The 21,843-nt window shown below is 60.3% G+C and carries 19 protein-coding genes and 1 pseudogene; 11 read left to right on the top strand and 9 right to left on the bottom strand.

The annotated features are described in order from the left end of the window. The first annotated feature begins 40 nt into the window (after positions 1-40). From CES87_RS04670 to CES87_RS04660, 3 genes are all read left to right on the top strand, one after another. On the top strand, positions 41-1,147 hold the full coding sequence (locus CES87_RS04670; protein WP_128605161.1) for an enoyl-CoA hydratase/isomerase family protein: 1,107 nt from the start codon (positions 41-43) through the stop codon (positions 1,145-1,147). A 3-nt stretch (positions 1,148-1,150) separates the two neighbouring features. Continuing rightward, positions 1,151-2,302, top strand: a complete 1,152-nt coding sequence (locus CES87_RS04665) for an acyl-CoA dehydrogenase family protein (protein ID WP_128605160.1) — start codon at positions 1,151-1,153, stop codon at positions 2,300-2,302. Positions 2,303-2,483: 181 nt separating this feature from the next. Beyond that, positions 2,484-3,542: an IS110 family transposase gene (locus tag CES87_RS04660; RefSeq protein WP_128605370.1), complete on the top strand. Its 1,059-nt coding sequence runs from the start codon at positions 2,484-2,486 to the stop codon at positions 3,540-3,542. Between the two features lie 296 nt (positions 3,543-3,838). On the opposite strand, the gene CES87_RS04655 is transcribed toward CES87_RS04660, so the two are convergent. From CES87_RS04655 to CES87_RS04630, 6 genes are all read right to left on the bottom strand, one after another. After that, positions 3,839-4,612 carry an enoyl-CoA hydratase gene (locus CES87_RS04655; RefSeq protein ID WP_128605159.1) on the bottom strand — a complete coding sequence of 258 codons (774 nt, stop codon included), beginning with the start codon at positions 4,610-4,612 and terminating at the stop codon, positions 3,839-3,841. Between the two features lie 16 nt (positions 4,613-4,628). After that, positions 4,629-5,756, bottom strand: coding sequence for an acyl-CoA dehydrogenase (locus CES87_RS04650; protein ID WP_128605158.1), 1,128 nt, complete (start codon positions 5,754-5,756; stop codon positions 4,629-4,631). A 150-nt stretch (positions 5,757-5,906) separates the two neighbouring features. Continuing rightward, positions 5,907-7,100, bottom strand: a complete 1,194-nt coding sequence (locus CES87_RS04645; protein ID WP_128605157.1) for an acetyl-CoA C-acyltransferase — start codon at positions 7,098-7,100, stop codon at positions 5,907-5,909. A 12-nt stretch (positions 7,101-7,112) separates the two neighbouring features. Beyond that, the gene (locus CES87_RS04640) at positions 7,113-7,874 is read right to left on the bottom strand and encodes an SDR family NAD(P)-dependent oxidoreductase (protein WP_128605156.1); all 762 of its coding nucleotides are present in this window, start codon (positions 7,872-7,874) and stop codon (positions 7,113-7,115) included. A gap of 16 nt (positions 7,875-7,890) precedes the next feature. Further along, entirely contained in the window at positions 7,891-9,555 is a 1,665-nt protein-coding gene (locus tag CES87_RS04635; RefSeq protein WP_128605155.1) for an AMP-binding protein, read from the bottom strand. A 249-nt stretch (positions 9,556-9,804) separates the two neighbouring features. Further along, positions 9,805-10,821, bottom strand: a complete 1,017-nt coding sequence (locus CES87_RS04630; RefSeq protein WP_128605154.1) for an AraC family transcriptional regulator — start codon at positions 10,819-10,821, stop codon at positions 9,805-9,807. 296 nt (positions 10,822-11,117) lie between these two features. On the opposite strand from CES87_RS04630, the pseudogene efeU reads away from it, so the two are divergent. The 4 genes and pseudogenes from efeU to efeO (CES87_RS04605) form a co-directional block, all read left to right on the top strand. Beyond that, a pseudogene (gene efeU / locus CES87_RS04625) lies at positions 11,118-11,851 on the top strand (iron uptake transporter permease EfeU); the annotation flags it as partial. A 230-nt stretch (positions 11,852-12,081) separates the two neighbouring features. Beyond that, positions 12,082-13,281: an iron uptake system protein EfeO gene (gene efeO / locus CES87_RS04615; protein WP_128605153.1), complete on the top strand. Its 1,200-nt coding sequence runs from the start codon at positions 12,082-12,084 to the stop codon at positions 13,279-13,281. Between the two features lie 18 nt (positions 13,282-13,299). After that, positions 13,300-14,598, top strand: coding sequence for an iron uptake transporter deferrochelatase/peroxidase subunit (gene efeB / locus CES87_RS04610; protein ID WP_128605152.1), 1,299 nt, complete (start codon positions 13,300-13,302; stop codon positions 14,596-14,598). Between the two features lie 32 nt (positions 14,599-14,630). Then, entirely contained in the window at positions 14,631-15,455 is an 825-nt protein-coding gene (efeO, locus tag CES87_RS04605; protein WP_128605151.1) for an iron uptake system protein EfeO, read from the top strand. Positions 15,456-15,559: 104 nt separating this feature from the next. On the opposite strand, the gene pssA is transcribed toward efeO (CES87_RS04605), so the two are convergent. Then, entirely contained in the window at positions 15,560-16,903 is a 1,344-nt protein-coding gene (gene pssA, locus CES87_RS04600; protein WP_128605150.1) for a CDP-diacylglycerol--serine O-phosphatidyltransferase, read from the bottom strand. A gap of 217 nt (positions 16,904-17,120) precedes the next feature. On the opposite strand from pssA, the gene CES87_RS04595 reads away from it, so the two are divergent. From CES87_RS04595 to CES87_RS04585, 3 genes are all read left to right on the top strand, one after another. Next, positions 17,121-17,696 carry a TetR/AcrR family transcriptional regulator gene (locus tag CES87_RS04595; protein WP_128605149.1) on the top strand — a complete coding sequence of 192 codons (576 nt, stop codon included), beginning with the start codon at positions 17,121-17,123 and terminating at the stop codon, positions 17,694-17,696. A gap of 55 nt (positions 17,697-17,751) precedes the next feature. Then, a complete protein-coding gene (locus tag CES87_RS04590; protein WP_128605148.1) occupies positions 17,752-18,228 on the top strand; it encodes a nuclear transport factor 2 family protein in 477 nt (158 codons plus the stop codon). 328 nt (positions 18,229-18,556) lie between these two features. Next, positions 18,557-19,336 (top strand): TSUP family transporter, encoded by a 780-nt coding sequence (locus CES87_RS04585; RefSeq protein ID WP_128605147.1) that lies wholly within the window; start codon positions 18,557-18,559, stop codon positions 19,334-19,336. On the opposite strand, the gene nudC is transcribed toward CES87_RS04585, so the two are convergent. Together nudC and CES87_RS04575 are read right to left on the bottom strand one after the other, a co-directional pair. Continuing rightward, positions 19,304-20,134 carry an NAD(+) diphosphatase gene (gene nudC, locus CES87_RS04580; RefSeq protein ID WP_128605146.1) on the bottom strand — a complete coding sequence of 277 codons (831 nt, stop codon included), beginning with the start codon at positions 20,132-20,134 and terminating at the stop codon, positions 19,304-19,306. The two genes, CES87_RS04585 and nudC, sit on opposite strands and share 33 nt — an antisense overlap. Positions 20,135-20,141: 7 nt before the next feature. Continuing rightward, complete coding sequence (locus CES87_RS04575; RefSeq protein WP_128605145.1) at positions 20,142-20,954, bottom strand: crotonase/enoyl-CoA hydratase family protein; 813 nt, start codon at positions 20,952-20,954, stop codon at positions 20,142-20,144. Between the two features lie 350 nt (positions 20,955-21,304). On the opposite strand from CES87_RS04575, the gene CES87_RS04570 reads away from it, so the two are divergent. Next, complete coding sequence (locus CES87_RS04570) at positions 21,305-21,838, top strand: M48 family metallopeptidase (RefSeq protein ID WP_128605144.1); 534 nt, start codon at positions 21,305-21,307, stop codon at positions 21,836-21,838. Positions 21,839-21,843: the final 5 nt, after the last annotated feature.

Raw genomic sequence — 21,843 nt, 5'->3', positions numbered from 1 at the left:
CGAGCTTGTCTATAAAGAACAATAAAGCAGGGAGTTAGTGATGACTGCTCAGGTTACTTCTCCGGGAAACCGGTCCATGGATGCCACACAAAACGAAGTGCTGGCCGAAGTTCGCAACCACATCGGTCACCTGACCCTCAACCGCCCCGCCGGCCTTAATGCCCTGACGCTGGACATGGTCCGCCATCTGCAACGCCAACTCGATGCCTGGGAAGAGGATCCGCAGGTGCATGCGGTGGTCCTGCGCGGTGCTGGCGAAAAAGCCTTCTGCGCCGGTGGCGACATTCGCTCGCTCTACGACAGTTTCAAAAGCGGCGACACGCTGCACGAAGATTTCTTCGTCGAGGAATATGCCCTCGACCTCGCGATTCACCATTACCGCAAACCCGTTCTGGCCTTGATGGACGGCTTTGTACTGGGCGGCGGCATGGGTCTGGTGCAAGGTGCCGACTTGCGGGTAGTCACCGAAAAGAGCCGTCTGGCAATGCCCGAAGTCGGCATCGGTTACTTCCCGGACGTCGGCGGCAGTTACTTCCTGCCGCGCGTTCCCGGTGAGCTGGGGATTTACCTGGGCGTCAGCGGCGTGCAAGTCCGCGCGGCCGATGCGCTGTATTGCGGTCTTGCCGACTGGTACCTGGACAGCAGCAAACTGGCCGAGCTGGACGAAAAACTCGATCAGCTGCAATGGCACGACACACCACTCAAAGACCTTCAGGGCCTGCTGGCGAAACTCGCCGTGCAGCAACTGCCCGACGCCCCCTTGAAAGCGCTGCGCCCGGCCATCGATCACTTCTTCGCCCTGCCCGATGTGCCGAGTATTGTTGAACAATTGCGGGAAGTGACGGTCGCCGACAGCCATGAGTGGGCCACGACCACTGCCGACCTGCTGGCAACCCGTTCACCGCTGGCCATGGGCGTGACGCTGGAGATGTTGCGGCGCGGTCGGCACCTGAGCCTTGAACAATGCTTCGCCCTTGAGCTGCACCTGGACCGCCAGTGGTTCGAGCGCGGCGACCTGATCGAAGGCGTGCGCGCCTTGCTGATCGACAAAGACAAGAACCCGCGCTGGAACCCGCCCACCCTGCAGGCGCTGGACGCCGCACACGTGGCGAGTTTCTTCAACGGGTTTGACCAGAGTGGGAGCTGAGCCATGCACGATATCGAATTGAGCGAAGAGCAAGTCATGATCCGCGACATGGCCCGGGATTTTGCCCGTGGTGAGATCGCACCCCACGCGCAAGCCTGGGAAAAGGCCGGCTGGATCGACGACGCGCTGGTGGCGAAGATGGGCGAACTCGGCCTGCTGGGCATGGTGGTGCCTGAGGAATGGGGCGGCACCTATGTCGATTACGTCGCCTACGCCCTGGCGGTGGAAGAAATCTCTGCCGGCGACGGCGCCACCGGCGCGTTGATGAGCATCCACAACTCCGTAGGCTGCGGGCCGGTGCTCAACTATGGCACTGAAGAACAGAAACGGACCTGGCTGGCGGATCTGGCCAGCGGTCAGGCCATCGGTTGCTTCTGTTTGACCGAGCCTCAGGCCGGCTCCGAAGCTCATAACCTGCGCACCCGCGCAGAACTGCGCGACGGCCAGTGGGTGATCAACGGCGCCAAGCAATTTGTCAGCAACGGCAAACGGGCAAAACTGGCGATCGTGTTCGCCGTGACCGATCCGGACCTGGGCAAGCGCGGTATCTCGGCGTTCCTCGTGCCAACCAGCACCGAAGGCTTCACCGTGGACCGCAGCGAACACAAGATGGGCATCCGCGCCTCCGACACCTGCGCGGTGACGCTGAACAACTGCACAATCCCCGAAGCCAATCTGCTGGGTGAACGCGGCAAAGGCCTGGCCATCGCCCTGTCCAACCTCGAAGGCGGCCGCATCGGCATCGCAGCCCAGGCGTTGGGCATCGCCCGCGCGGCGTTCGAAGCGGCGCTGGCCTACGCCCGCGATCGCGTGCAGTTCGCCAAGCCGATCATCGAGCACCAGAGCATCGCCAACCTGCTGGCGGACATGCACATGCAACTCAACGCCGCACGGCTGATGATCCTGCATGCCGCGCGGTTGCGCAGCGCCGGCAAGCCGTGCCTGTCAGAGGCGTCGCAGGCCAAGCTGTTTGCGTCGGAAATGGCCGAGAAAGTCTGCTCGTCAGCGATACAGATTCATGGCGGGTATGGGTATCTGGAGGATTACCCGGTGGAGCGTTACTACCGGGACGCGCGGATCACGCAGATTTATGAGGGGTCGAGCGAGATACAGCGAATGGTGATTGCCCGCGAGTTGAAAAATTATCTGGTGTGACCTTTAAGAGCTTCGCTGGCAAGCCAGCTCCTACAGAGGCAATGCGTATCCCTGTAATTGGATGGACTCGCCCAAGCCGAGGCGTCAATGCGCCACGGTGGCAGTCTAAACAGCCAACGACAGCGAGGGCGAGTCCATGAAAAAGCATACTTCGATTGATCAATCCGTGTCTTCTTCCGATTTGTCGGCCTGCACAACCGTGGCGGTCGATCTGGCCAAGCAGGTCTTTCAGGTCGCCGGTGAAGACGTCCTCGGCCAGGTGCACTACGAGCAGCGGATCAAGTCGCGCGAGGCGTTTTATGAGTTTCTCCGCCAGTTGCCGCCTCATGTCGTGGTGCTGATGGAGACCGGCCCGGGGGCTCAAGCCTGGGCCCGGCAGCTGCAAGACCAAGGCAATCTGGCGCGGATTCTTCCAGCCGGTTTGGTGGCCACACATCGCAGCGGGCCTAAGAATGATCGCAACGATGCGCTGGCGATTCTGCGGGCTGGTCGCGATGAAAAGATCTGCGCAGTGCCGGTCAAAAGCGTTGCGGCGCTGGCAATGCAGGCGTTGCATCGCGCCCGCCAAGGCTATGTGCGTCGACGCACGGCGGTGAGTAATCAGATGCGCGGCCTGCTGCTCGAGCACGGCGTGGCCTTGGCGCAGGGCGATGTGGCGATCAGTCAGAAAATTCCGCGGGTACTGGAAGATGCCACCCAGCCGGTGCCGGGCCTGCTGCGTGAACTGATCGACGAACTGTTGGCCGAGTGGCGCCATTTGGGCGAACGCATCAGCGTGCTGACGGGGCGCCTGGAAGTGGCCGCCAACGCCGACATGACGGCGAAGCGACTGATGACTGTGCGCGGCATCGGCCCAGTCACTGCCACGGCACTGGTGGCCAAGGAAACCAAGCCTGAGCGATTTCCCAATGCCCGCAAGTTTGCCGCGTACTTTGGCATGGTGCCTGACCAGTACAGCAGCGGGCAAACGGTCCGGCTGGGGGACATGACCAAGCGAGGCGATGTGTATTTACGCAGCCTGATGATCCAGGGAGCCCATGCGGTGCTGCAACAACTACGACCTGATTCCCAGCAACCCGATGACCGCCGCTTGTTGCGCTGGATGAGCCGGCTGGGTCGTAAGGAGGCTGCGGTCAGGCTAGCCAACCGCAACCTGCGAATCGTCTGGGTGCTTCTCCAGAATGACCAGACTTATCGTCGCCAGGCTGGTGATGGCCAGCAAGCGACGATGAGCCACTGAGCGACAGAGTTCTGCCACCGAGGTACTAACTGTCCGGCCCTTTGCTGAAAAAAAATTGACCCCAGGTAAGACCGGCGTGGATTGATGCCTTAGCTCCTACTGGCCTTCGAGGCCTGACTGTAATCGGCATACCACGAGCTCTTCCAATTTTGGCCAGAAGCCGAAGACGGCTTCCTCGAATAGGCCTAATACATAGATGCAACGGGGCGGCGGTTTTTCAAAAGCGGGTAGACAGTGGGGGCGAGTCCATACATAGGAGCTGGCTTGCCAGCGAAGGCGTCTGTGAGAACGCTACATCACTTCCCTTTGAATTCGGCCTCACGCTTGGCAATAAACGCCGCCATCCCTTCCTTCTGATCCTGCGTCGCAAACGCCGCGTGGAACACCCGGCGCTCAAAACGTACACCTTCCGACAGGCTCACTTCAAAGGCGCGGTTGACGCTTTCCTTGACCATCATCGCGATCGGCAGGGACTTCTTGGCGATCAACGCCGCGACTTTCAGCGCTTCATCCAACAGTTCATCACTCGGCACAATCCGCGCGACAATCCCGCAACGCTCTGCTTCCACGGCATCGATCAGACGCCCGCTCAGGCACATTTCCATGGCCTTGGCCTTGCCCACGGCGCGGGTCAGGCGCTGGGTGCCGCCCATGCCCGGCAGCACGCCGAGGTTGATTTCAGGTTGGCCAAATCTGGCGTTATCGCCGGCCAGAATAAAGTCGCACATCAGTGCCAGCTCGCAGCCGCCACCCAGGGCGAAACCGTTGACCGCGGCGATGATCGGCTTGCGGCGGTTGGCCACGCGATCGCTGTCGCTGAACAGATCGTCAAGGTAGATCTGCGGGTAGGTCAGTTCAGCCATTTCCTTGATGTCGGCACCGGCGGCAAAGGCTTTTTTCGAGCCGGTCAGCACGATGCAGCCAATGTTGGAGTCGGCTTCCAGGCCATCGAGGGCGTGGTTCAGTTCGCTGACGATCTGCGCGTTCAACGCGTTCAGCGCTTGCGGACGGTTCAGTGTAATCAGGCCGACGCGGCCGTGGGTTTCCAGCAAAATCGTTTCGTAGCTCACAAGGTTTTTCCTTCTCTCAAAGATTGCGCGAAATGACCATGCGCTGAATGTCGCTGGTGCCTTCGTAGATCTGGCAGACCCGCACGTCGCGGTAGATCCGCTCCAGCGGGAAGTCGTTCAGGTAACCGTAACCGCCGAGGGTTTGCAATGCCGAGGAACAGACCTTTTCGGCCATTTCCGAGGCGAACAGCTTGGCCATCGACGCTTCGACCAGGGCCGGTTTGCCGCTGTCACGCAAGGCGGCAGCGTAATGCACCATTTGCCGGGCCACGGCAATCTGGGTCGCCATGTCCGCCAGGCGGAACGCAACGGCCTGATGCTCAATGATTGGTTTGCCGAAACTCTCGCGTTCACGGGCGTAATCTCGCGCCGCTTCGAACGCAGCGCGGGCCATGCCCACCGATTGCGAGGCGATACCGACACGGCCGCCTTCAAGGTTGGCCAGGGCGATCTTGTAGCCTTCGCCCTCTTCGCCCAAACGGTTGGCCAGCGGGACTTTCACGTCTTCAAACAAGATCTGGCACGTGTCGGAGGCGTGCTGGCCGAGTTTGTCTTCAACCCGTGCGACTTTATAGCCCGGTGAATCGGTCGGCACGATCAGCGCCGTGATGCCGCGTTTGCCAGCGCTCGGATCAGTGACGGCAAACACTATCACTACCCCGGCGTTCTGCCCGGAGGTGATGAACTGTTTGCAGCCGTTGAGCACGTAGTGATCGCCTTCCAGCCGGGCACGGGTTTTCAGGCCGCTGGCGTCGGAACCGGCCTGGGGTTCGGTCAAGGCGAAAGCACCGAGCATTGCGCCGCTGGCCAGAGGTTTGAGGAAGCGTTCTTTCTGATCGTCATTGCCGTAATTGAGGATCGGCACGCAACCCACCGAGTTGTGCACGCTCATGATGGTCGAGCACGCACCGTCACCGGCAGCGATTTCTTCCAGGGCCATGGCGTAGGCCAGGTAACCGGTGTCGCAACCGCCCCACTGCTCCGGCACCAGCATGCCGAAGAAGCCCAGTTCGGCCATCTCACCAATGGCTTCCTTGGGGAAACGGTGCTCACGGTCCCATTCGGCGGCGAAGGGTTTGAGCCGTTCCTGGGCGAATTGCCGGGCGGCGTCGCTGATCTGGAGTTGTTCGTCATTGGGAATCATGACAAGTCCTTAATTGGTTGAAGCACAAAACCTGTAGGAGCGAGCTTGCTCGCGAAAAACGTCAGGACGCCGCGTTCATCCAGACAGCCCTCGTCATCGTTAACGTCCATCGCGAGCAGGCTCGCTCCTACAAGGGTTATGCCGTTTGCCTTAGTACAGGCATTCCACAGCCATGGCTGTGGCTTCACCGCCGCCGATGCAGATCGCTGCAACGCCGCGCTTCAGGCCTTTCTGGCGCAGGGCCCAGAGCAAGGTCACCAGAATCCGCGCCCCGGACGCGCCGATTGGGTGACCGAGGGCGCAAGCGCCGCCGTGGACGTTGAGTTTCTCGTGAGGGATTTCCAGTTTGGTCATCGCTGCCATACCGACCACGGCGAAGGCTTCGTTGACTTCAACCAGATCGACGTCATTGAGCGACCAGCCGGTTTTCTTCATCAGCTTCTTGATCGCACCGATTGGTGCCACCGGGAACAGCCCCGGCGTGTCGGCGAATGCCGCATGACCATGAATCACCGCCAGCGGTTTGAGACCGCGCTTGTCGGCTTCGGAACGACGCATCAGCACCAATGCCGCCGCACCGTCGGAGATCGAACTGGAGTTAGCCGCAGTGACCGTGCCGCCGTCGCGGAACGCGGGCTTCAGCGAAGCGATCTTGTCCAGTCTGGCTTTCGGTGGCTGTTCATCGTTGCTGATGGTCACCTGCTCCTTGCCGACGGTGACGGTCAACGGCACGATCTCATCCTTGAAGCTACCATCCTTGATCGCCTGCTGGGCGCGGGTGGTCGAAGCGATGGCAAACGCATCCTGGGCTTCACGGCTGAAATCGTTGGTTTGCGCGCAGTCTTCGGCAAAGGTGCCCATCAGGCGGCCTTTGTCGTAGGCGTCTTCGAGGCCGTCGAGGAACATCGAATCGAGTACCCGACCATGGCCCATGCGGTAGCCGCTGCGGGCGCGGTCCAGCAGGTAAGGTGCGTTGGACATGCTTTCCATGCCACCGGCTACCACCACGTCGGCACTGCCGGCGAGCAGCATGTCGTGGGCCAGGATCGCTGCTTCCATGCCCGAACCGCACATCTTGTTGAGGGTGGTGCAACGGGTCGACTTATCCAGCCCGGCACCCAGTGCAGCCTGGCGTGCCGGGGCCTGGCCGAGACCGGCGGGCAGCACGCAACCGAACAACACCTCTTCAACCGAGTCCGCAGCAACGCCGGCGCGTTCGACCGCGGCCTTGATTGCGGCGGCACCGAGTTGCGGTGCAGTCAGGCTTTTCAGTTCGCCCTGGAAGCCGCCCATCGGGGTGCGGACGGCGCTGACGATAACGATTGGATCGTTGGCAATAGTCATGACAAATACTCCTTACTTGGCGGCCATGCGCAAGGCACCGTCGAGACGGATCACCTCGCCATTGAGCATGCTGTTTTCAATAATATGCCGGACCAGCGTCGCGTACTCGGCAGGTTTGCCGAGGCGCGGCGGGAATGGCACGCCGGCTGCCAGGGAGTCGCGGACTTCCTGGGTCATGCCAGCCATCATCGGCGTTTCGAAAATGCCCGGGGCGATGGTCATCACGCGGATGCCAAAGCGCGCCAGCTCACGGGCAGCGGGCAAGGTCAGGCTGACGATGGCGCCCTTGGAGGCCGCGTAGGCTGCCTGGCCGATCTGGCCGTCATAGGCCGCGGCCGATGCGGTATTGATGATCACGCCACGCTCACCATCGGCGTCCGCTTCGGTCTCGGCAATCGCCGCCGAAGCCAGACGCAGCATGTTGAAGCTACCGATCAGGTTGACGTTGATCACCTGGCTGAAGCTCGACAACGCGTGCGGACCATTCTTGCCGAGGATCTTCTCGCCGCGCACGATGCCGGCGCAGTTGACCAGGCCATTGAGGCCGCCAAAGGCCTTGACCGTTGCCTGCACCGCCGCTTCGGCCGCCGCTTCGTCACTGATGTCCGCGACCACGCTTTGCGCGCCCAGACGCTGGGCCTGCTCCGCAACGGCCTCGGCGTTCATGTCCACCAGCATCACTTTGGCGCCGGCCGCGACCAGCATTTCAGCGGTGGCCGCACCCAGGCCGGAAGCGCCGCCGGTGACGAGAAATACCTTGTTTTCGATCTGCATCATTGTTTCCTTGGATTCAAGCTGAAACGTTCTTCGCGGCGGCCTCTTGAGCCTTGGCGATTTCCTGGTTGCGCAAGATAAAGCGCTGCAATTTGCCGCTTGGGGTTTTCGGCAACTCGCTGACAAATTCGATTTCGCGAGGGTATGAGTGCGCGGCCAGACGCTTGCGCACGTGCTGGCGCAGTTCTTCGGCCAGTTCCGGCGCCGCACGGTACTGCGCGCTGAGCACCACGAACGCCTTGACCAGCTCGGTGCGCTCCGGATCGGGCTTGCCGACCACCGCAGCTTCCACCACCGCCGGGTGTTCGATCAACGCGCTTTCTACGTCGAACGGGCCGACGCGGTAGCCGGAAGTGGTAATCACATCGTCGCTGCGGCCGACGAAGCTGATGCTACCGTCCGGGTTCCACTCGACGGTATCGCCGCTCAAATAATAGTTGCCGACGAAGGCCTTGGTCGGTGCACCTTCGTAACCGGCGAACCAGCACATCGGCGACTGAGTACGGTCGATGGCGAGAATGCCTGGCTGGCCGATGCCCAGTTCCTTGTATTCATCGTCCAGCACCACGATGCGGTGGCCGGGCGAGGCAAAACCGGCGGCGCCCATGTGAATCGAGTGCTCCAGACCGTGGTGATTGCACAGCACCATGCCCAGTTCGGTCTGACCGTAATGGTCGTGAATCACTACGCCAAGGTTGTCGGCGAACCAGCGGATCACTTCCGGGTTCAGCGGCTCGCCGGCGCTGCTGACGATGCGCAACTTGCCTTTGATCGATTTGGCGAATTCGTCGCCGCCGGCAATCAACAGACGATAAGCGGTCGGCGAGCCGGTGAGGTTGGTGATCCTGTACTTGTTGATGACCCGGCAGGTACTTTCGAGGGTGAACGGGCCATCGTAGAAGGTGATCGGGTGCCCCATCGACATCGGGCCGGTCACGCCGAAATAGATGCCGTAGGCCCAGCCCGGATCGGCGACGTTCCAGAACGCGTCTTCCGGGCGCAGGTCCACGGCGTCACGGGTATAGCTCTGGAAGGCGACGATGGCCTTGAGCGGCACAGACAGTGCTTTCGAAGGGCCGGTAGTGCCCGAGGTGAACATCAGCAGGAACGGGTCTTCGCCAGTCAGCAGCACCGGTTCACACTTGGAGGAATAGTTGGCCAGTTCGGCCCAGAAACTGTAATCGCCCCGCACGATGCCCTGCCCCTTGGGGCCGGCGACGGTGACGATGGTCGGGCAATCGGCGACTTCGGCGAGTTTCGACCGATTGACCGCGTCGGTGACCACCACTTTGGCGCCCGAGGAGTTGAGACGATGCTCGATGGCTTTCGGGCCGAAGGCGGTGAACAGCGGCTGGTAAACCGCGCCGATGCGCCAGGTGGCGAACACGGTGATGAGTAATTCGATGTTACGGGGCAGCAGACCTGCGACCTTGTCGCCTTTTTTGACGCCCTGACTCAGAAGGAAATTGGCAAACCGCGCAGCCTTGTCCTGCAGGTCGCTGAAGGTGTACGTCGCGCTGGAGCCATCGCGGCCTTCCCAGAACAGCGCGATCCGGCCCGGCAACGCATGCCGGTCGCAACACTCGATACAGGCATTGAGGGCGCTCAGATCACCTGCGAGTGCGGCATCGATGGTGTGCTGATAATTGAACTGTGAAACAGCAGACAAGTAATCGCGCATTGCCAGAATCCCTCTGTGTTTTTTATTAGGTTGGGGGAACCGTAAATAACAGGGAAATACTCGCTCCGCGCGAGGTGCGTGGCAATGGTCAAAGTTATCAAGCTGCTTGACTGGTTTGGCCAAGGTTTGAAGATGCGGTGCCCGGACGGACGCCATCGCTGGCAAGCCAGCTCCTACAGAGGAACGCATTTCAATTGTAGGAGCTGGCTTGCCAGCGAAGAGGCCGGCCGCGGCAATAAAAATTCCGGATCAGGTGGTTTCGTTGAGGATCAAACTGCGGTAATGCCCAGGATTAGACCCCGACCACTTGCGAAACGCCTTGTAGAACGAACTCGCATCGGCAAACCCCAGCCGGGTGGCGATTTCCACGAAACTGATGGCGGGTTCGGCCAGCCAGACAATGGCCAACTCCTTGCGCACGCTGTCCTTGATCCCCTGGTAAGTCTGCCCTTCTTCGGCCAGACGCCGGCGCAGGGTGGAGGCTGACATGCACAGGCGTTGCGCCAACCCTTCGGTTTCCGGCCACTGTTCGGCGGGCAGCAGTCGCAGATCGTGCTTGATCCGGCTGGCCAGGCTCTGCGGATCGCGATATTTCACCAGAATGTTCGCCGGCGCATGGGCCAGGAAACGCTTAAGCTCCTCCGCCGTGCGCTTGATCGGCAAATCCAGGCAATCGGCGGAGAAAATCATCCGCGTGCGTGGCCGGTCGAAACGCAGGTTCTCGGAAAACATCACCTGATAGTCATCACAGAAATCCGGCTGCGGGCAACGCAACTCGATGGCCAGAATCGGAATACGCCGCCCAGCCAGCCAACACGCCACGCCATGCACGATCATCCAGTAGGTGAAATAAGTAAAAGCGCGGCGCGGCTCGTGGTCTTCCTCCAGCAGGACGATTTCCGCCAGACTTTGCTGGCGCACCAGTTCGGCGGGCATCCGCTCGAGCATCAACGACAAAAAAACCAGGCCACTGCTGAGCCCCGCCGCCAGGCTCGGCTGGACCATGGCGCAACGGCAGAGAAATTCCAGGCTGCCGGATTTGAGCTTGCGCGGGTCCATGCCAAAAAACTCGTCGTCCCCACGCCGCGCCAATAGCCGCCACAGCCGCGCATAGGCGGTGGCCGGCACCCGGGCAGCGCTGTCGTGCAGGAGGTCCGGATCAATGCCGACTTTGTTCAACACCTCGATGGTGGCGACGCCCGGCGCGCAACTCTGCAACAGCGCTTCACGCATCAGTTGAATGGAAATGGTGTCTTTTTCCGACATTGAGCGAGGTGAGCCGTGTTGTTGTTTGAGTGGTGGGCATATTAGCGCAGCCATCGTCCCAACGCAGATCCCTAATGTAGGAGCTGGCTTGCCAGCGAAGGCGGTGTGTCAGGCGACGTATATATCGACTGAAGCGCCGCCTTCGCTGGCAAGCCAGCTCCTACAGTGGATAGGTGCCGACCGGGATCTTCAGGGTTGTTCAGCTTATGTTCAGGTAAATGTCAATCAATGCCATTTGGGAATGAGTGTCATTATGTTACAAATTAGCCCCCTACCTATTGCCATCACGGTGCTGAATGCTCGTTCCTTTTCTGATCATGCTGCGCGAAGGCATCGAGGCCGCGTTGATCGTTGGCATCATCGCCAGCTACCTCAAACAGACCGGACGCGGTCAGTGGATGCCCGCCGTGTGGATCGGCGTATTCCTCGCCGCCGCGCTCGCCCTGCTGGTGGGTGGTGGACTGGAACTGGTCAGCGCCGAGTTTCCGCAGAAACAACAGGAACTGTTTGAAGGTGTGGTCGGGCTGGTGGCCGTCGGCATCTTGAGCTCCATGGTGTTCTGGATGCGCAAGGTGGCACGTTCGATCAAGCATGCGTTGCACGTCTCGCTCGATCAGGCGCTGACGGGTTCCAAACATCAGGTGACGGCGCTGATCGCCATGGTGTTTTTCGCCGTGGCCCGGGAAGGCCTGGAAACGGTGTTTTCCTGCTCGCCGTGTTCCAGCAAAGCGAAGGCCCGGCGGCTCCGATCGGCGCGCTGCTCGGCCTGATCCTGGCAATCGTCGTCGGCTTCCTTATCTACAGCGGCAGCATGCGCCTGAACCTTGGCGCGTTCTTCCGCTGGACCGGTCTTTTCATTCTGGTGGTGGCCGCCGGGATCCTCGCCAATTCCGTACAGGCGCTGCATGAAGCCGGCGTGTGGAATCACCTGCAAACCGTGCTCTTCGACATCAGCGCGGCGTTGCCGATGGACGGCCCGCTGGGCTCGGTGCTGGCCGGGATGTTCGGTTATCAGGACGCACCAACCGCCAGCACCCTCGGCGCTTATCTGCTTTATCTGCTGATGGCGCTGTTCATGTTTTTCCTCCCGGCCTCTATGCCTAACGCCAACCCCTGTAGGAGCGAGCCTGCTCGCGATGGTCGTGAACGATAACGCGTAAAACCAGATGCCCCGCGGCGCCCTTGGGTTTTTCGCGAGCAGGCTCGCTCCTACAGGACCCAGGGTCAGACCATTCCAGTTTCCAATCAGTAAGGGCAACCATGCCAAACCAAGCACCAACCCAGGCTTCCCCTCCCCGTGCCTTGCGCTGGGCGGTGGCCGGTTCGGTGATCGTGATGATCGCCGCCGGCGGCCTGTTCTACTACGCCTCGAAAATGGCCGCGGCCAAGCGCCAGGCCAACCATGACGAAGTGCTGGTGACCATTCACTCGCACAGTTGCGAGCCCAATGCCCTGACCGTTCCGGCCGGTCGCGCCAGCTTCCGCATCGTCAACCGCTCGGACCGTGCCGTTGAATGGGAAATCCTCGACGGCGTGCTGGTGATTGAAGAACGGGAAAACATTGCCCCCGGCCTGAGCCAGGTGATCAATGCCAATCTGTTACCCGGCGATTACGCGATCACCTGCGGCTTGCTGAGCAACCCGCGCGGCACCTTGCACGTCACGCCAACGGCGGCGTCCGACGCGGCGGCCAAGGCCAGACCTTCGATGGTGGCGTTTGTGGGGCCATTGTCGGAATTTCGTGTGTACCTGAGCAGCCAGAGCACCGCGCTGATCAAGGCCGTTACGGCGCTTGAACAATCGATCGAAGCCGGTGACCTGAGCCAGGCCCAAGCCTTGTACCTGCCGGCCCGTGCAGCTTATCAACGGCTTGCGCCCGCCGCCCAGCGCCTGGGCGAACTGGACAACAGCATCAACGCTCGCGCCGATTACTTCGAGAAACGCGAACAGGACCCAGCCTTCGTCGGCTTCCATCGCCTCGAATATGCGCTGTTCCAGCAACGCGACCTCGACGGTCTGGCACCGCTCACCCAGCGCCTGCTCACGGATGTCACCACCCTCAAGCAACAGCTGTTGGCCCAGTCGCTGCTGCCGGAGCAACTGGTCAGCATCGTGGTGCGCAACCTCAACAGCATCGGCGACGTACACGCCAGCAGCGGTGAAGAGGAACGCTACAGCCACAGCGACCTGAATGGCTTCGCCGCAAACCTCGATGCCGCGCGCAAAGTCGTCGAGCTGCTGCGCCCGTTGCTGAGCAAATCCGCCGCCGACCTGCTGCCGAAGATCGACAGCGCACTCGCTGCACTCGATGCACAACTCAATGGCTTCAAAGTCAACGACGCTTATGCCAGCTACGACAGCGTCAGCGCCGAACAGCGCAAGCAGATTGCCGACAAGGCCAAGGCATTGGCCGCTGCACTCGATGGTATCGATCCCGCCCTTGGCCTTTGCGGCCTCTAAGCAGAAGACGACTTTCAGATGAACGATTCAGAGCAATTGAACCTCCAGCGACGCCGTGTATTGATGGGCATGGGCGCCGCCGGTGTCGCCCTTGCCGGTTCGGCGCTGAGCTGCCCGGCCATGGCCGCCAGCCCCGCGCAGGTGACCGAAGCACCCAGCAGCGACCAAACCTACGACCGCCACGAGTTCCACGGCAAGCACCAGAGCGGCATCGTCACTCCGCGCCCGGCGTCGGGCATGCTGGTGTCGTTTGATGTTTTGGCCAGCGATCGCGAAGACCTGGAGCGACTGTTGCGCACCCTCAACGAGCGTATCGCGTTCCTGATGAAGGGCGGCCCGGTCGCTCAAATCGATCCGAAACTGCCACCGGTGGATTCGGGGATTCTCGGCCCGGTGGTCACGCCGGATAACCTGACCATCACCGTGTCGGTGGGCGAATCGCTGTTCGACGAGCGCTTCGGTCTGGCCAGTGCCAAACCCAAGCGCCTGATCCGTATGGTCGGCTTCCCCAACGATGCGCTGGAAGCCGATTGCTGCCACGGCGACCTGAGCCTGCAGTTCTGTGCCAACACCGCTGACACCAACATCCACGCCCTGCGCGACATCGTGAAAAACCTACCGGATTTGCTACTGGTGCGCTGGAAACAGGAAGGCAGCGTGCCGCCCCAGGCTCCAGCGAAACCCGGCAAACCTGCGCAGAGCGCGCGTAATTTCCTGGGCTTTCGCGACGGTTCGGCCAACCCCGATTCCAACGATGGCACAGCCATGGACCGCGTCGTCTGGGTCCAGCCTGGCAACGACGAACCGGCCTGGACGGCCAACGGCAGCTATCAGGCGGTGCGGATCATCCGCAACTTCGTCGAGCGCTGGGACCGCACGCCGCTGCAGGAACAGGAAGGCATTCTCGGCCGGGTCAAAAGCAGCGGCGCGCCCATGGGCGGCGCCCATGAAACCGAAGTCCCGGACTACAACAAAGACCCCGAAGGCAAGTTGACCAAGCTCGACGCGCACATCCGCCTGGCCAACCCGCGCACTGCCGCGACCCAGGCCAACCTGATCCTGCGTCGGCCGTTCAACTACTCCAACGGCGTGAACAAGAACGGTCAGCTGGACATGGGCCTGCTCTTCATCTGTTACCAGGCCGATCTGCAGAAAGGCTTCATCACCGTGCAAACCAGGCTCAACGGCGAACCGCTGGAGGAATACCTCAAGCCGGTTGGCGGTGGGTACTTCTTCACCTTGCCCGGTGTGACCGGTGACCAGGATTTCATCGGTCGTTCGCTGCTGAACGCTACCCAACCTAAAACCACAACCTGACCCTTCTGCGGGGCTATCTCAGGAGCTATCCAATGAAAAAGTCGCCACTGGCGTTAATGCTGACCCTAGGTTTGCTCAATAGCCCGTTTTCAGCTTTCGCGGCGACGGCGCCGCTGGAGTTGGTGCAGCCGATTTCCGACTACAAGATCTACGTCACCGAGCAACTCGATGAACTGGCCAGCCACACCCGGCAGTTCACCGACGCAGTGAAAAAAGGTGACCTGGCCACCGCGAAAAAGCTCTACGCGCCGACCCGTGTCTACTACGAGTCGATCGAGCCGATTGCCGAGCTGTTCAGTGACCTGGACGCGTCCATCGACTCCAGGGTCGATGACCACGAAAAAGGCGTGAAAGCCGAGGATTTCACCGGTTTCCACCGCATCGAATACTCGCTGTTCTCGCAGAACAGCGCCAAGGGCCTGGGAGAGCTGGCGGACGGTCTGGACAAAAACGTCAAAGACCTGCAAAGCCGCGTCGCCGGCCTGACCTTCCCGCCGGAAAAAGTCGTCGGCGGCGCCGCTGCGCTGCTGGAGGAAGTGGCGGCCACCAAGATCTCCGGCGAAGAAGATCGCTACAGCCACACCGACCTCTATGACTTCCAGGGCAACATCGACGGCGCGAAGAAAATCGTCGACCTGTTCCGTCCGCAGATCGAGAAACAGGACGCAGCGTTTGTCGCCAAGGTCGACAAGAACTTTGCCACGGTGAATACGGTTCTGGCCAAGTACAAAACCAAGGGTGGCGGTTTCGAGACTTACGACAAAGTGAAGGAAAACGACCGCAAGGCGTTGGTTGGGCCGGTAAATACACTGGCTGAAGATTTGTCGACGTTGCGTGGCAAACTTGGTTTGAACTGAGGTTTGTAGCGTCTGATCGGGCCCCTTCGCTGGCAAGCCAGCTCCTGCAGTTTGGAACGCGTTTCCCTGTAGGAGCTGGCTTGCCAGCGAAGCTTTTTCAGGCTTTACAAAATGCGATACAGCAACCGCTCGATACGAACACGGCTCACACGCTTGAGAAACTTGGCAACCCCCGCCGGGTACTCAAGCAGCGTTTCCAGATCCTGATACCGCTCGATACGCGTCGTGTGCTGGAAGATCTCTTTCAGCTCCTTACTACGCGGCTCAAGCAATTCACCTTTGGGATCATCGATCAGCAAGGCGTTTTCCAGATCCAGGCGGAACGCCCGCGGGTTGAGGTTGTTGCCGGTCAGCAAGGTGTAGCGCTTGTCGACCCACATGCCCTTGAGGTGGTAGGTGTGATCGCCGTCTTTCCACAGGTGCAGGTTCAACTGGCCACTGTCGATGTTGCGCTGATGACGCTTGGCGAAACGGCGCAGGCTGATTTCGTAGAGGTACGGCAACGCCGCGATCACCTTGAATGGCTCGCTCGGCGGAATGTAGAAGTCGTTGGCAGTCTTGTCGCCGACCACGATGTCGATCTTCACGCCACGGGTCAGTGCACGGTTGACCTCGCGAATAATCGCCAGCGGCAAGTTGAAGTACGGCGTGCAGATAGTCAGTTGCTGCTGGGCACTGGCGATCAGTTCGCAGATCGCCCGGTTCAGCGGGTTGTTTTTGCCCACACCGAGCAATGGACTGACCGACAGACTGCTCTTGTCCGTGGTGCCTTGGGTGGTGTCGTACGCTGCATGTTTGAGACGACTACGCAGGTCGCCGATGTCGTTGCGCAGGCTGCGGGTGGTCGGCAGGTTCGGCAGATCGAGGCGATGCACAGCTTTTGAAGCGACAAGTCCATGCTGAACCAGATGCTGCATCGAATCGGCCAAGTCGCGGTTGTGCAGCAGGTGATAACGGTCGTAGCGGTACTTGTCGAACTTGTGCAGGTAGACGTTGTTCAGGCTCGCGCCGCTGTAGATCACGCAGTCATCGATGATGAAGCCCTTCAAGTGCAGCACGCCGAACAGCTCGCGGGTCTGCACCGGCACACCGTACACCGGTACTTCGCTTACGTGAGTACGGGTCATCTCCTGATACCAGGCCGAGTTGCCCGGTTGCTTGCCGGCACCGATCAAGCCGCGCTGGGCGCGCAGCCAGTCTACGACCACCACCACATCCAGGTTCGGACGCGCCAGTTTGGCCGCGTGCAAGGCATCGAGAATTTCCTGGCCGGCCTCATCCTGTTGCAGGTACAGCGCAACGATGTAGATGCGCTGAGTGGCGCTGGCGATTTTTTCCAGCAGGCAACGACGGAACTCGGCAGCGCCAGAAAGGATGGTGACGGCATCGGCGGTCAGCGGAAAACTGCGCAGTTTTGGCAGCAGAGAGCGTTTGAAAAGCAACGGCATAGGGCTCGCAATCGGGTCGAATCCAGAGAGTTTGAGAGCTTACACCATCGGTTGGTTCGGGTCTTGTTGGTGTCTGTAGTGGCCTCTTCGCGGGCAAGCCTCGCTCCTACAAAAGCACAGCGCTCTCTGTAGGAGCGAGGCTTGCCCGCGAAGGCAATTACACTGTCTGAAAAATATCTTCTTGACCAAGGAGAACGATCGTTCTACTGTTAATTACATGAACGAAATAACCAGCAACGACACACGCGACATCATTCTGGACGTCACCGAAAAGTTGATCTACAAAAGTGGGATTGCCGCCACCGGTATGGATCTCCTGGTGAAAACCGCCGGTGTCTCCAGAAAGAGCATTTACCGCTACTTCGCCAACAAGGAGGAGCTCACCGTCGCGGCCCTGCAACGCCGGGACCAACGCTGGATGCAGTGGTACAGAAGCGAAGTCGGACAGGCCAAAACCCCGGCCGACCGCCTGCTCAACCTGTTTACCGTGCTCAAGTCGTGGTTCCTTTCCGAAGGCTTTCGCGGCTGCGCTTTCATCAACACCAGCGGCGAAACCGGCGATCCGCAAGACCCGGTCCGCCTGGTCGCCAGGGACCACAAACAGAAACTGCTCGGCTACTTGCACGAACTGTGTGCCGAACTGTGTACCGAACATGGCGCCGAAGATCCGCAGATGCTGGCCAAACAGCTGCTGATCCTGATTGACGGCGCCATAACCGTGGCGCTTGTAATGGGTGATCACAGTGCCGCCGATAATGCGCAATGCATGGCGCGAAAGTTATTGGACCTGTAATAACTTGTTCAAGCCCTTCAACTTGCTTGAACTTTAACTTATACGGAGACTTGAAATGTCTAACGCCGAAGTTCGTCCGCCATTGCCGCCATTCACCCGTGAATCGGCCATTGAAAAAATCCGCCTGGCCGAAGATGGCTGGAACTCCCGCGATCCGCAACGTGTATCGCTGGCCTACACCCTGGACACCAAATGGCGTAACCGCGCCGAGTTCGCCTACAACCGCGAAGAAGCCAAAGGCTTCCTGACCCGTAAATGGGCCAAGGAACTGGACTATCGCCTGATCAAGGAACTCTGGGCATTTACCGGCAACCGCATCGCCGTGCGTTATGCCTATGAATGGCACGACGATTCGGGCAACTGGTTCCGCTCCTACGGCAACGAGAACTGGGAGTTCGACGAGAATGGCTTGATGGCCAACCGGTTTGCCAGCATCAACGACATGCCAATCAAGGAAACCGAACGCAAGTACCACTGGCCGCTGGGTCGTCGGCCGGATGATCACCCGGGCCTGTCGGACCTGGGTCTGTAATTTAGGGTCAGAACGATCAAACACTGATCCTCTGTAGGAGCTGGCTTGCCAGCGAAAGCGGCCTTCCAGTCGACATCATCGTTGACTGGAAGACCGCTTTCGCCAGCAAGCCGGCTCCTACAGGTTTTGTGGGGTTCAGGCGACTGCGGCTTGCTTTAAGTGAGCCTCGGCCTCCAACTCCCGCCAATTTGACGGCTTGCTGACTCATTGGCGTGTCCTCGCCACGCAGAGCGTGGGAACGATCAGCTGTAAGGGGGAAAATTTACGGGTAAGATATCGGCCCTTCCCCGCAGCCCCTTCGCTGCACCCTGCCGATTAAGCCGATTCCATGCCTTTCGAACTCAGCGTTGACCTCACTACCCTGGCCATTCTGGCCATTGTCGCTTTCATTGCCGGTTTCATCGATGCCATTGCCGGCGGTGGCGGCCTGTTAACCACCCCGGCTCTGCTCACCGCCGGCCTGCCGCCACATCTGGTGCTGGGCACCAACAAGCTCAGTTCGACCTTCGGTTCGGCCACTGCCAGTTTCACCTTCTACCGTCGCAAGCTGTTTCATCCCCGGCAGTGGATGCACGCAATCGTTGGCACCCTGGTCGGCGCACTGACCGGGGCGGTGGTCGCGCACTACCTGCCAGCCGAATGGCTGAACAAAATGCTCCCGGTAATCGTGTTCGCCTGCGGCGTCTACCTGTTGTTTGGCGGCACGCCGAAAGCGCCGCTGGATAGCGATGCGCCGATCAAGAAGAAGTGGCAATCGACCCAAGGCTTCAGCCTCGGTTTCTACGATGGCGTGGCCGGTCCGGGCACTGGCGCGTTCTGGACGGTCAGCAGCCTGCTGATGTATCCGATCGATCTGGTGAAGGCCAGCGGTGTGGCGCGCAGCATGAACTTCGTCAGCAACATCGCAGCGCTGTCGGTGTTCGTGTTTTCCGGGCAAGTGGACTGGATCATCGGCCTGAGCATGGGCCTGTCGGTGATGGTCGGGGCTTTCTTCGGCGCTCGCACCGCCATCAGCGGCGGCGCGAAGTTCATTCGTCCGGTGTTCATCACCGTGGTGCTGGGGCTGACCGTGCGGTTAGCCTGGCAACACTGGTTCAGCGTGGCCTAAGCGCCGCGCCACGTAGACGTCGATCAGGTAGCGGGCAATCGAGCGTGACGCCGGCAACGGCGGCAACGCGTGAACGTTGAACCACTGGGCGTCTTCGATCTCGTCTTCCTGACAGACGATTTCGCCGCCGGCGTATTCGGCATGGAAGCCGAGCATCATCGAATGCGGGAACGGCCAGCACTGGCTGCCCATGTACTGGATGTTCTTGACCTCGATCCGCACTTCTTCACGAACTTCGCGAATCAGGCAATCCTCGGCCGATTCGCCAGGCTCCGCGAACCCCGCCAAGGTGCTGTAGACACCCGTGACGAACCGTGGCGAGCGAGCCAGCAGCACTTCATCGCCACGGGTCACCAGCACGATCATACTCGGCGAAATCCGCGGATAGCTGCGCATGTCGCAGGGCTGGCAATACATCGCCCGCTCGCGCGGCACCTGGGTCATGGCCTGACCGCAGTTACCGCAAAAACGGTGCTCACGGGCCCAGGTGCCGATCTGCGCGGCATAACCGAGCACCTTGTAGAGCGTGTGATCGCCCTCAAGCATGAATGCCCGCAGACCTTTCCAGTTGCAGCCCGGTACTTCGTTGTGAGTGCGCAACTCCAGCAGGTACACCGGCTCGCCGTCGAGGTGACCGATGCCGTGTTCGGCAAGAATCGGCAAGTCCTGGCGCTTGAGCCATTCCCGTGGGAACAATGCGCCATTGTCATCGAAGAGGAAGCCTTCCGGGCTACGCGCCACGGCCCAGCCGCCGGGTTGGTCAGTGTCCAGTACCGCAGTGGTCCAGCGTGAAGTCATTTTTCAATCAATCCAGAAATTCGGGTTTCTGTTTGCTCATATGGGCGGCTATGGCCACGCGCAAATCGGTGGATTGCAGCATGGCGGCGTTCCAGGTGGCGACGTATTCCAGGCCATCATCGATGCGATGATCGCGCATGTAGCTGATCATCTCTTTGGTGCCCGTGACGGCAATCGGCGACTTGCTCGCAATCTCCCGGGCAATGCCCAGGACGCCATCGAGCAGGCTGGCAGTGTCACTGTAGACGCGATTGACCAGGCCCATGCCACGCGCTTCATCGGCGCCGAAAGTGCGACCAGTGTAAGCCAGTTCACGCAGCATGCCGTCACCGATGATTCGCGGCAAGCGTTGCAGCGTGCCGACGTCGGCGGCCATGCCGATGTCGATTTCCTTGATCGAGAACTGCGCATCTTCGGCGGCGTAACGCATGTCGCACGCGGCGATCAGGTCGATGGCGCCGCCCAGGCAATAACCCTGGATGGCCGCAAGCACCGGTTTGCGGCAGTTGTCGACGGCGTTGAAGGAGGCTTGCAGGTTGAGGATCTTGCGTCGCAGCAGGCGCGCATTGCGCCCGACGTCCTTGCCCAGCTCGTTGGCCACGCCGGCCAGCATCATCAGGTCGATGCCCGAGGAGAAATGCTTGCCGGCACCGCTGAGGACCACCACGCGCACTTCGTCGGTGTCGTCGATCCACTGGAAAATCTCGACGATCTCGCTCCAGAACGCGGCGTTCATCGAGTTGATCTTTTCTGGACGGTTGATCTGCACGTGAGCGATTTTGTCGACCAGTTCGACGGTGAACGCGGTGTATTGAGCCATGCCTGTGATCCTTTTGCGGGCAAAAAAGAGGTCGGAGCTGTAACACGGAACTATAACAAGGCATCTAGGCTGGCAGTAAGGCAGTGGTTCAGCCAAAAGCGGGACTGCTTATGCGGTGTATATGCCGGCCCCTTCGCGGGCAAGCCTCGCTCCTACAGAAGCTGCGATGCCTTTGTAGGAGCGAGGCTTGCCCACGAAGGCCGCCCCGCAGATTTAACTGCCAGCTTTAATTGCGCAAGGCGCCACAAAAAAATGAATATTTGTTCACCTTGCCGTGTTTGAGTTTTGCTGGTCGCCGGTTTCTTCGGCCTGTTCAATGTCCCAACCCTGACACCTATGGAGCCTTGCCCATGAATAGCCGCTACTCGATATTCACTGCACCGTTGATACTTGCTGTTGTATTGTCCGGTTCACAGGCCTGGGCCCACGGCGACGATGACTCTCCCGCCGCCCCCCAGTGCCCCAGAGGGCAGGTCCTCGACAAAAAGTCGCAAAAATGCGTCTCGCAAACCAGCAAACTGGTGCCGGACGCCGACCGCACCGATTACGCTTACCAGTTGGCCAAGGACGGGCGTTACGCAGAAGCGCTGGCACTGCTCGACACGCTCAAAGAGCCCAACACCGCCAAGGCTTTGAACTATCGCGGCTACGCCACGCGTAAACTGGGGCGCACTGACGAAGGCATCGGTTTTTACCTGCAATCGGTCAGACTCGACCCGCAATACGCCAAGGTCCGCGAATACCTCGGCGAAGCCTATGTGATCAAGGGTCAACTGGATCTCGCCCAGGAACAGTTGCAGAAGATCAAATCGATCTGCGGCAACACTACTTGCGAGGAATACCAGGACCTGGCTGACGCCATCAACGGCTCATCGAAAACCTGACACAC

The organism is Pseudomonas sp. ERMR1:02, assembly GCF_002277815.1.
Taxonomy (GTDB): domain Bacteria; phylum Pseudomonadota; class Gammaproteobacteria; order Pseudomonadales; family Pseudomonadaceae; genus Aquipseudomonas.
This window is presented reverse-complemented; position numbering and strand designations above follow the sequence as displayed.

What these genes read in the sequence shown, in the direction of transcription:
- CES87_RS04670 (WP_128605161.1), top strand. Translation starts at nt 41, where the DNA reads ATGACTGCTCAGGTTACTTCTCCGGGAAACCGGTCCATGGATGCCACA.
- CES87_RS04665 (WP_128605160.1), top strand. Translation starts at nt 1,151, where the DNA reads ATGCACGATATCGAATTGAGCGAAGAGCAAGTCATGATCCGCGACATG.
- CES87_RS04650 (WP_128605158.1), bottom strand. Translation starts at nt 5,756, where the DNA reads ATGATTCCCAATGACGAACAACTCCAGATCAGCGACGCCGCCCGGCAA.
- CES87_RS04645 (WP_128605157.1), bottom strand. Translation starts at nt 7,100, where the DNA reads ATGACTATTGCCAACGATCCAATCGTTATCGTCAGCGCCGTCCGCACC.
- CES87_RS04640 (WP_128605156.1), bottom strand. Translation starts at nt 7,874, where the DNA reads ATGCAGATCGAAAACAAGGTATTTCTCGTCACCGGCGGCGCTTCCGGC.
- CES87_RS04635 (WP_128605155.1), bottom strand. Translation starts at nt 9,555, where the DNA reads ATGCGCGATTACTTGTCTGCTGTTTCACAGTTCAATTATCAGCACACC.
- CES87_RS04630 (WP_128605154.1), bottom strand. Translation starts at nt 10,821, where the DNA reads ATGTCGGAAAAAGACACCATTTCCATTCAACTGATGCGTGAAGCGCTG.
- efeO (WP_128605153.1), top strand. Translation starts at nt 12,082, where the DNA reads ATGCCAAACCAAGCACCAACCCAGGCTTCCCCTCCCCGTGCCTTGCGC.
- efeB (WP_128605152.1), top strand. Translation starts at nt 13,300, where the DNA reads ATGAACGATTCAGAGCAATTGAACCTCCAGCGACGCCGTGTATTGATG.
- efeO (WP_128605151.1), top strand. Translation starts at nt 14,631, where the DNA reads ATGAAAAAGTCGCCACTGGCGTTAATGCTGACCCTAGGTTTGCTCAAT.
- pssA (WP_128605150.1), bottom strand. Translation starts at nt 16,903, where the DNA reads ATGCCGTTGCTTTTCAAACGCTCTCTGCTGCCAAAACTGCGCAGTTTT.
- CES87_RS04595 (WP_128605149.1), top strand. Translation starts at nt 17,121, where the DNA reads ATGAACGAAATAACCAGCAACGACACACGCGACATCATTCTGGACGTC.
- CES87_RS04590 (WP_128605148.1), top strand. Translation starts at nt 17,752, where the DNA reads ATGTCTAACGCCGAAGTTCGTCCGCCATTGCCGCCATTCACCCGTGAA.
- CES87_RS04585 (WP_128605147.1), top strand. Translation starts at nt 18,557, where the DNA reads ATGCCTTTCGAACTCAGCGTTGACCTCACTACCCTGGCCATTCTGGCC.
- nudC (WP_128605146.1), bottom strand. Translation starts at nt 20,134, where the DNA reads ATGACTTCACGCTGGACCACTGCGGTACTGGACACTGACCAACCCGGC.
- CES87_RS04575 (WP_128605145.1), bottom strand. Translation starts at nt 20,954, where the DNA reads ATGGCTCAATACACCGCGTTCACCGTCGAACTGGTCGACAAAATCGCT.
- CES87_RS04570 (WP_128605144.1), top strand. Translation starts at nt 21,305, where the DNA reads ATGAATAGCCGCTACTCGATATTCACTGCACCGTTGATACTTGCTGTT.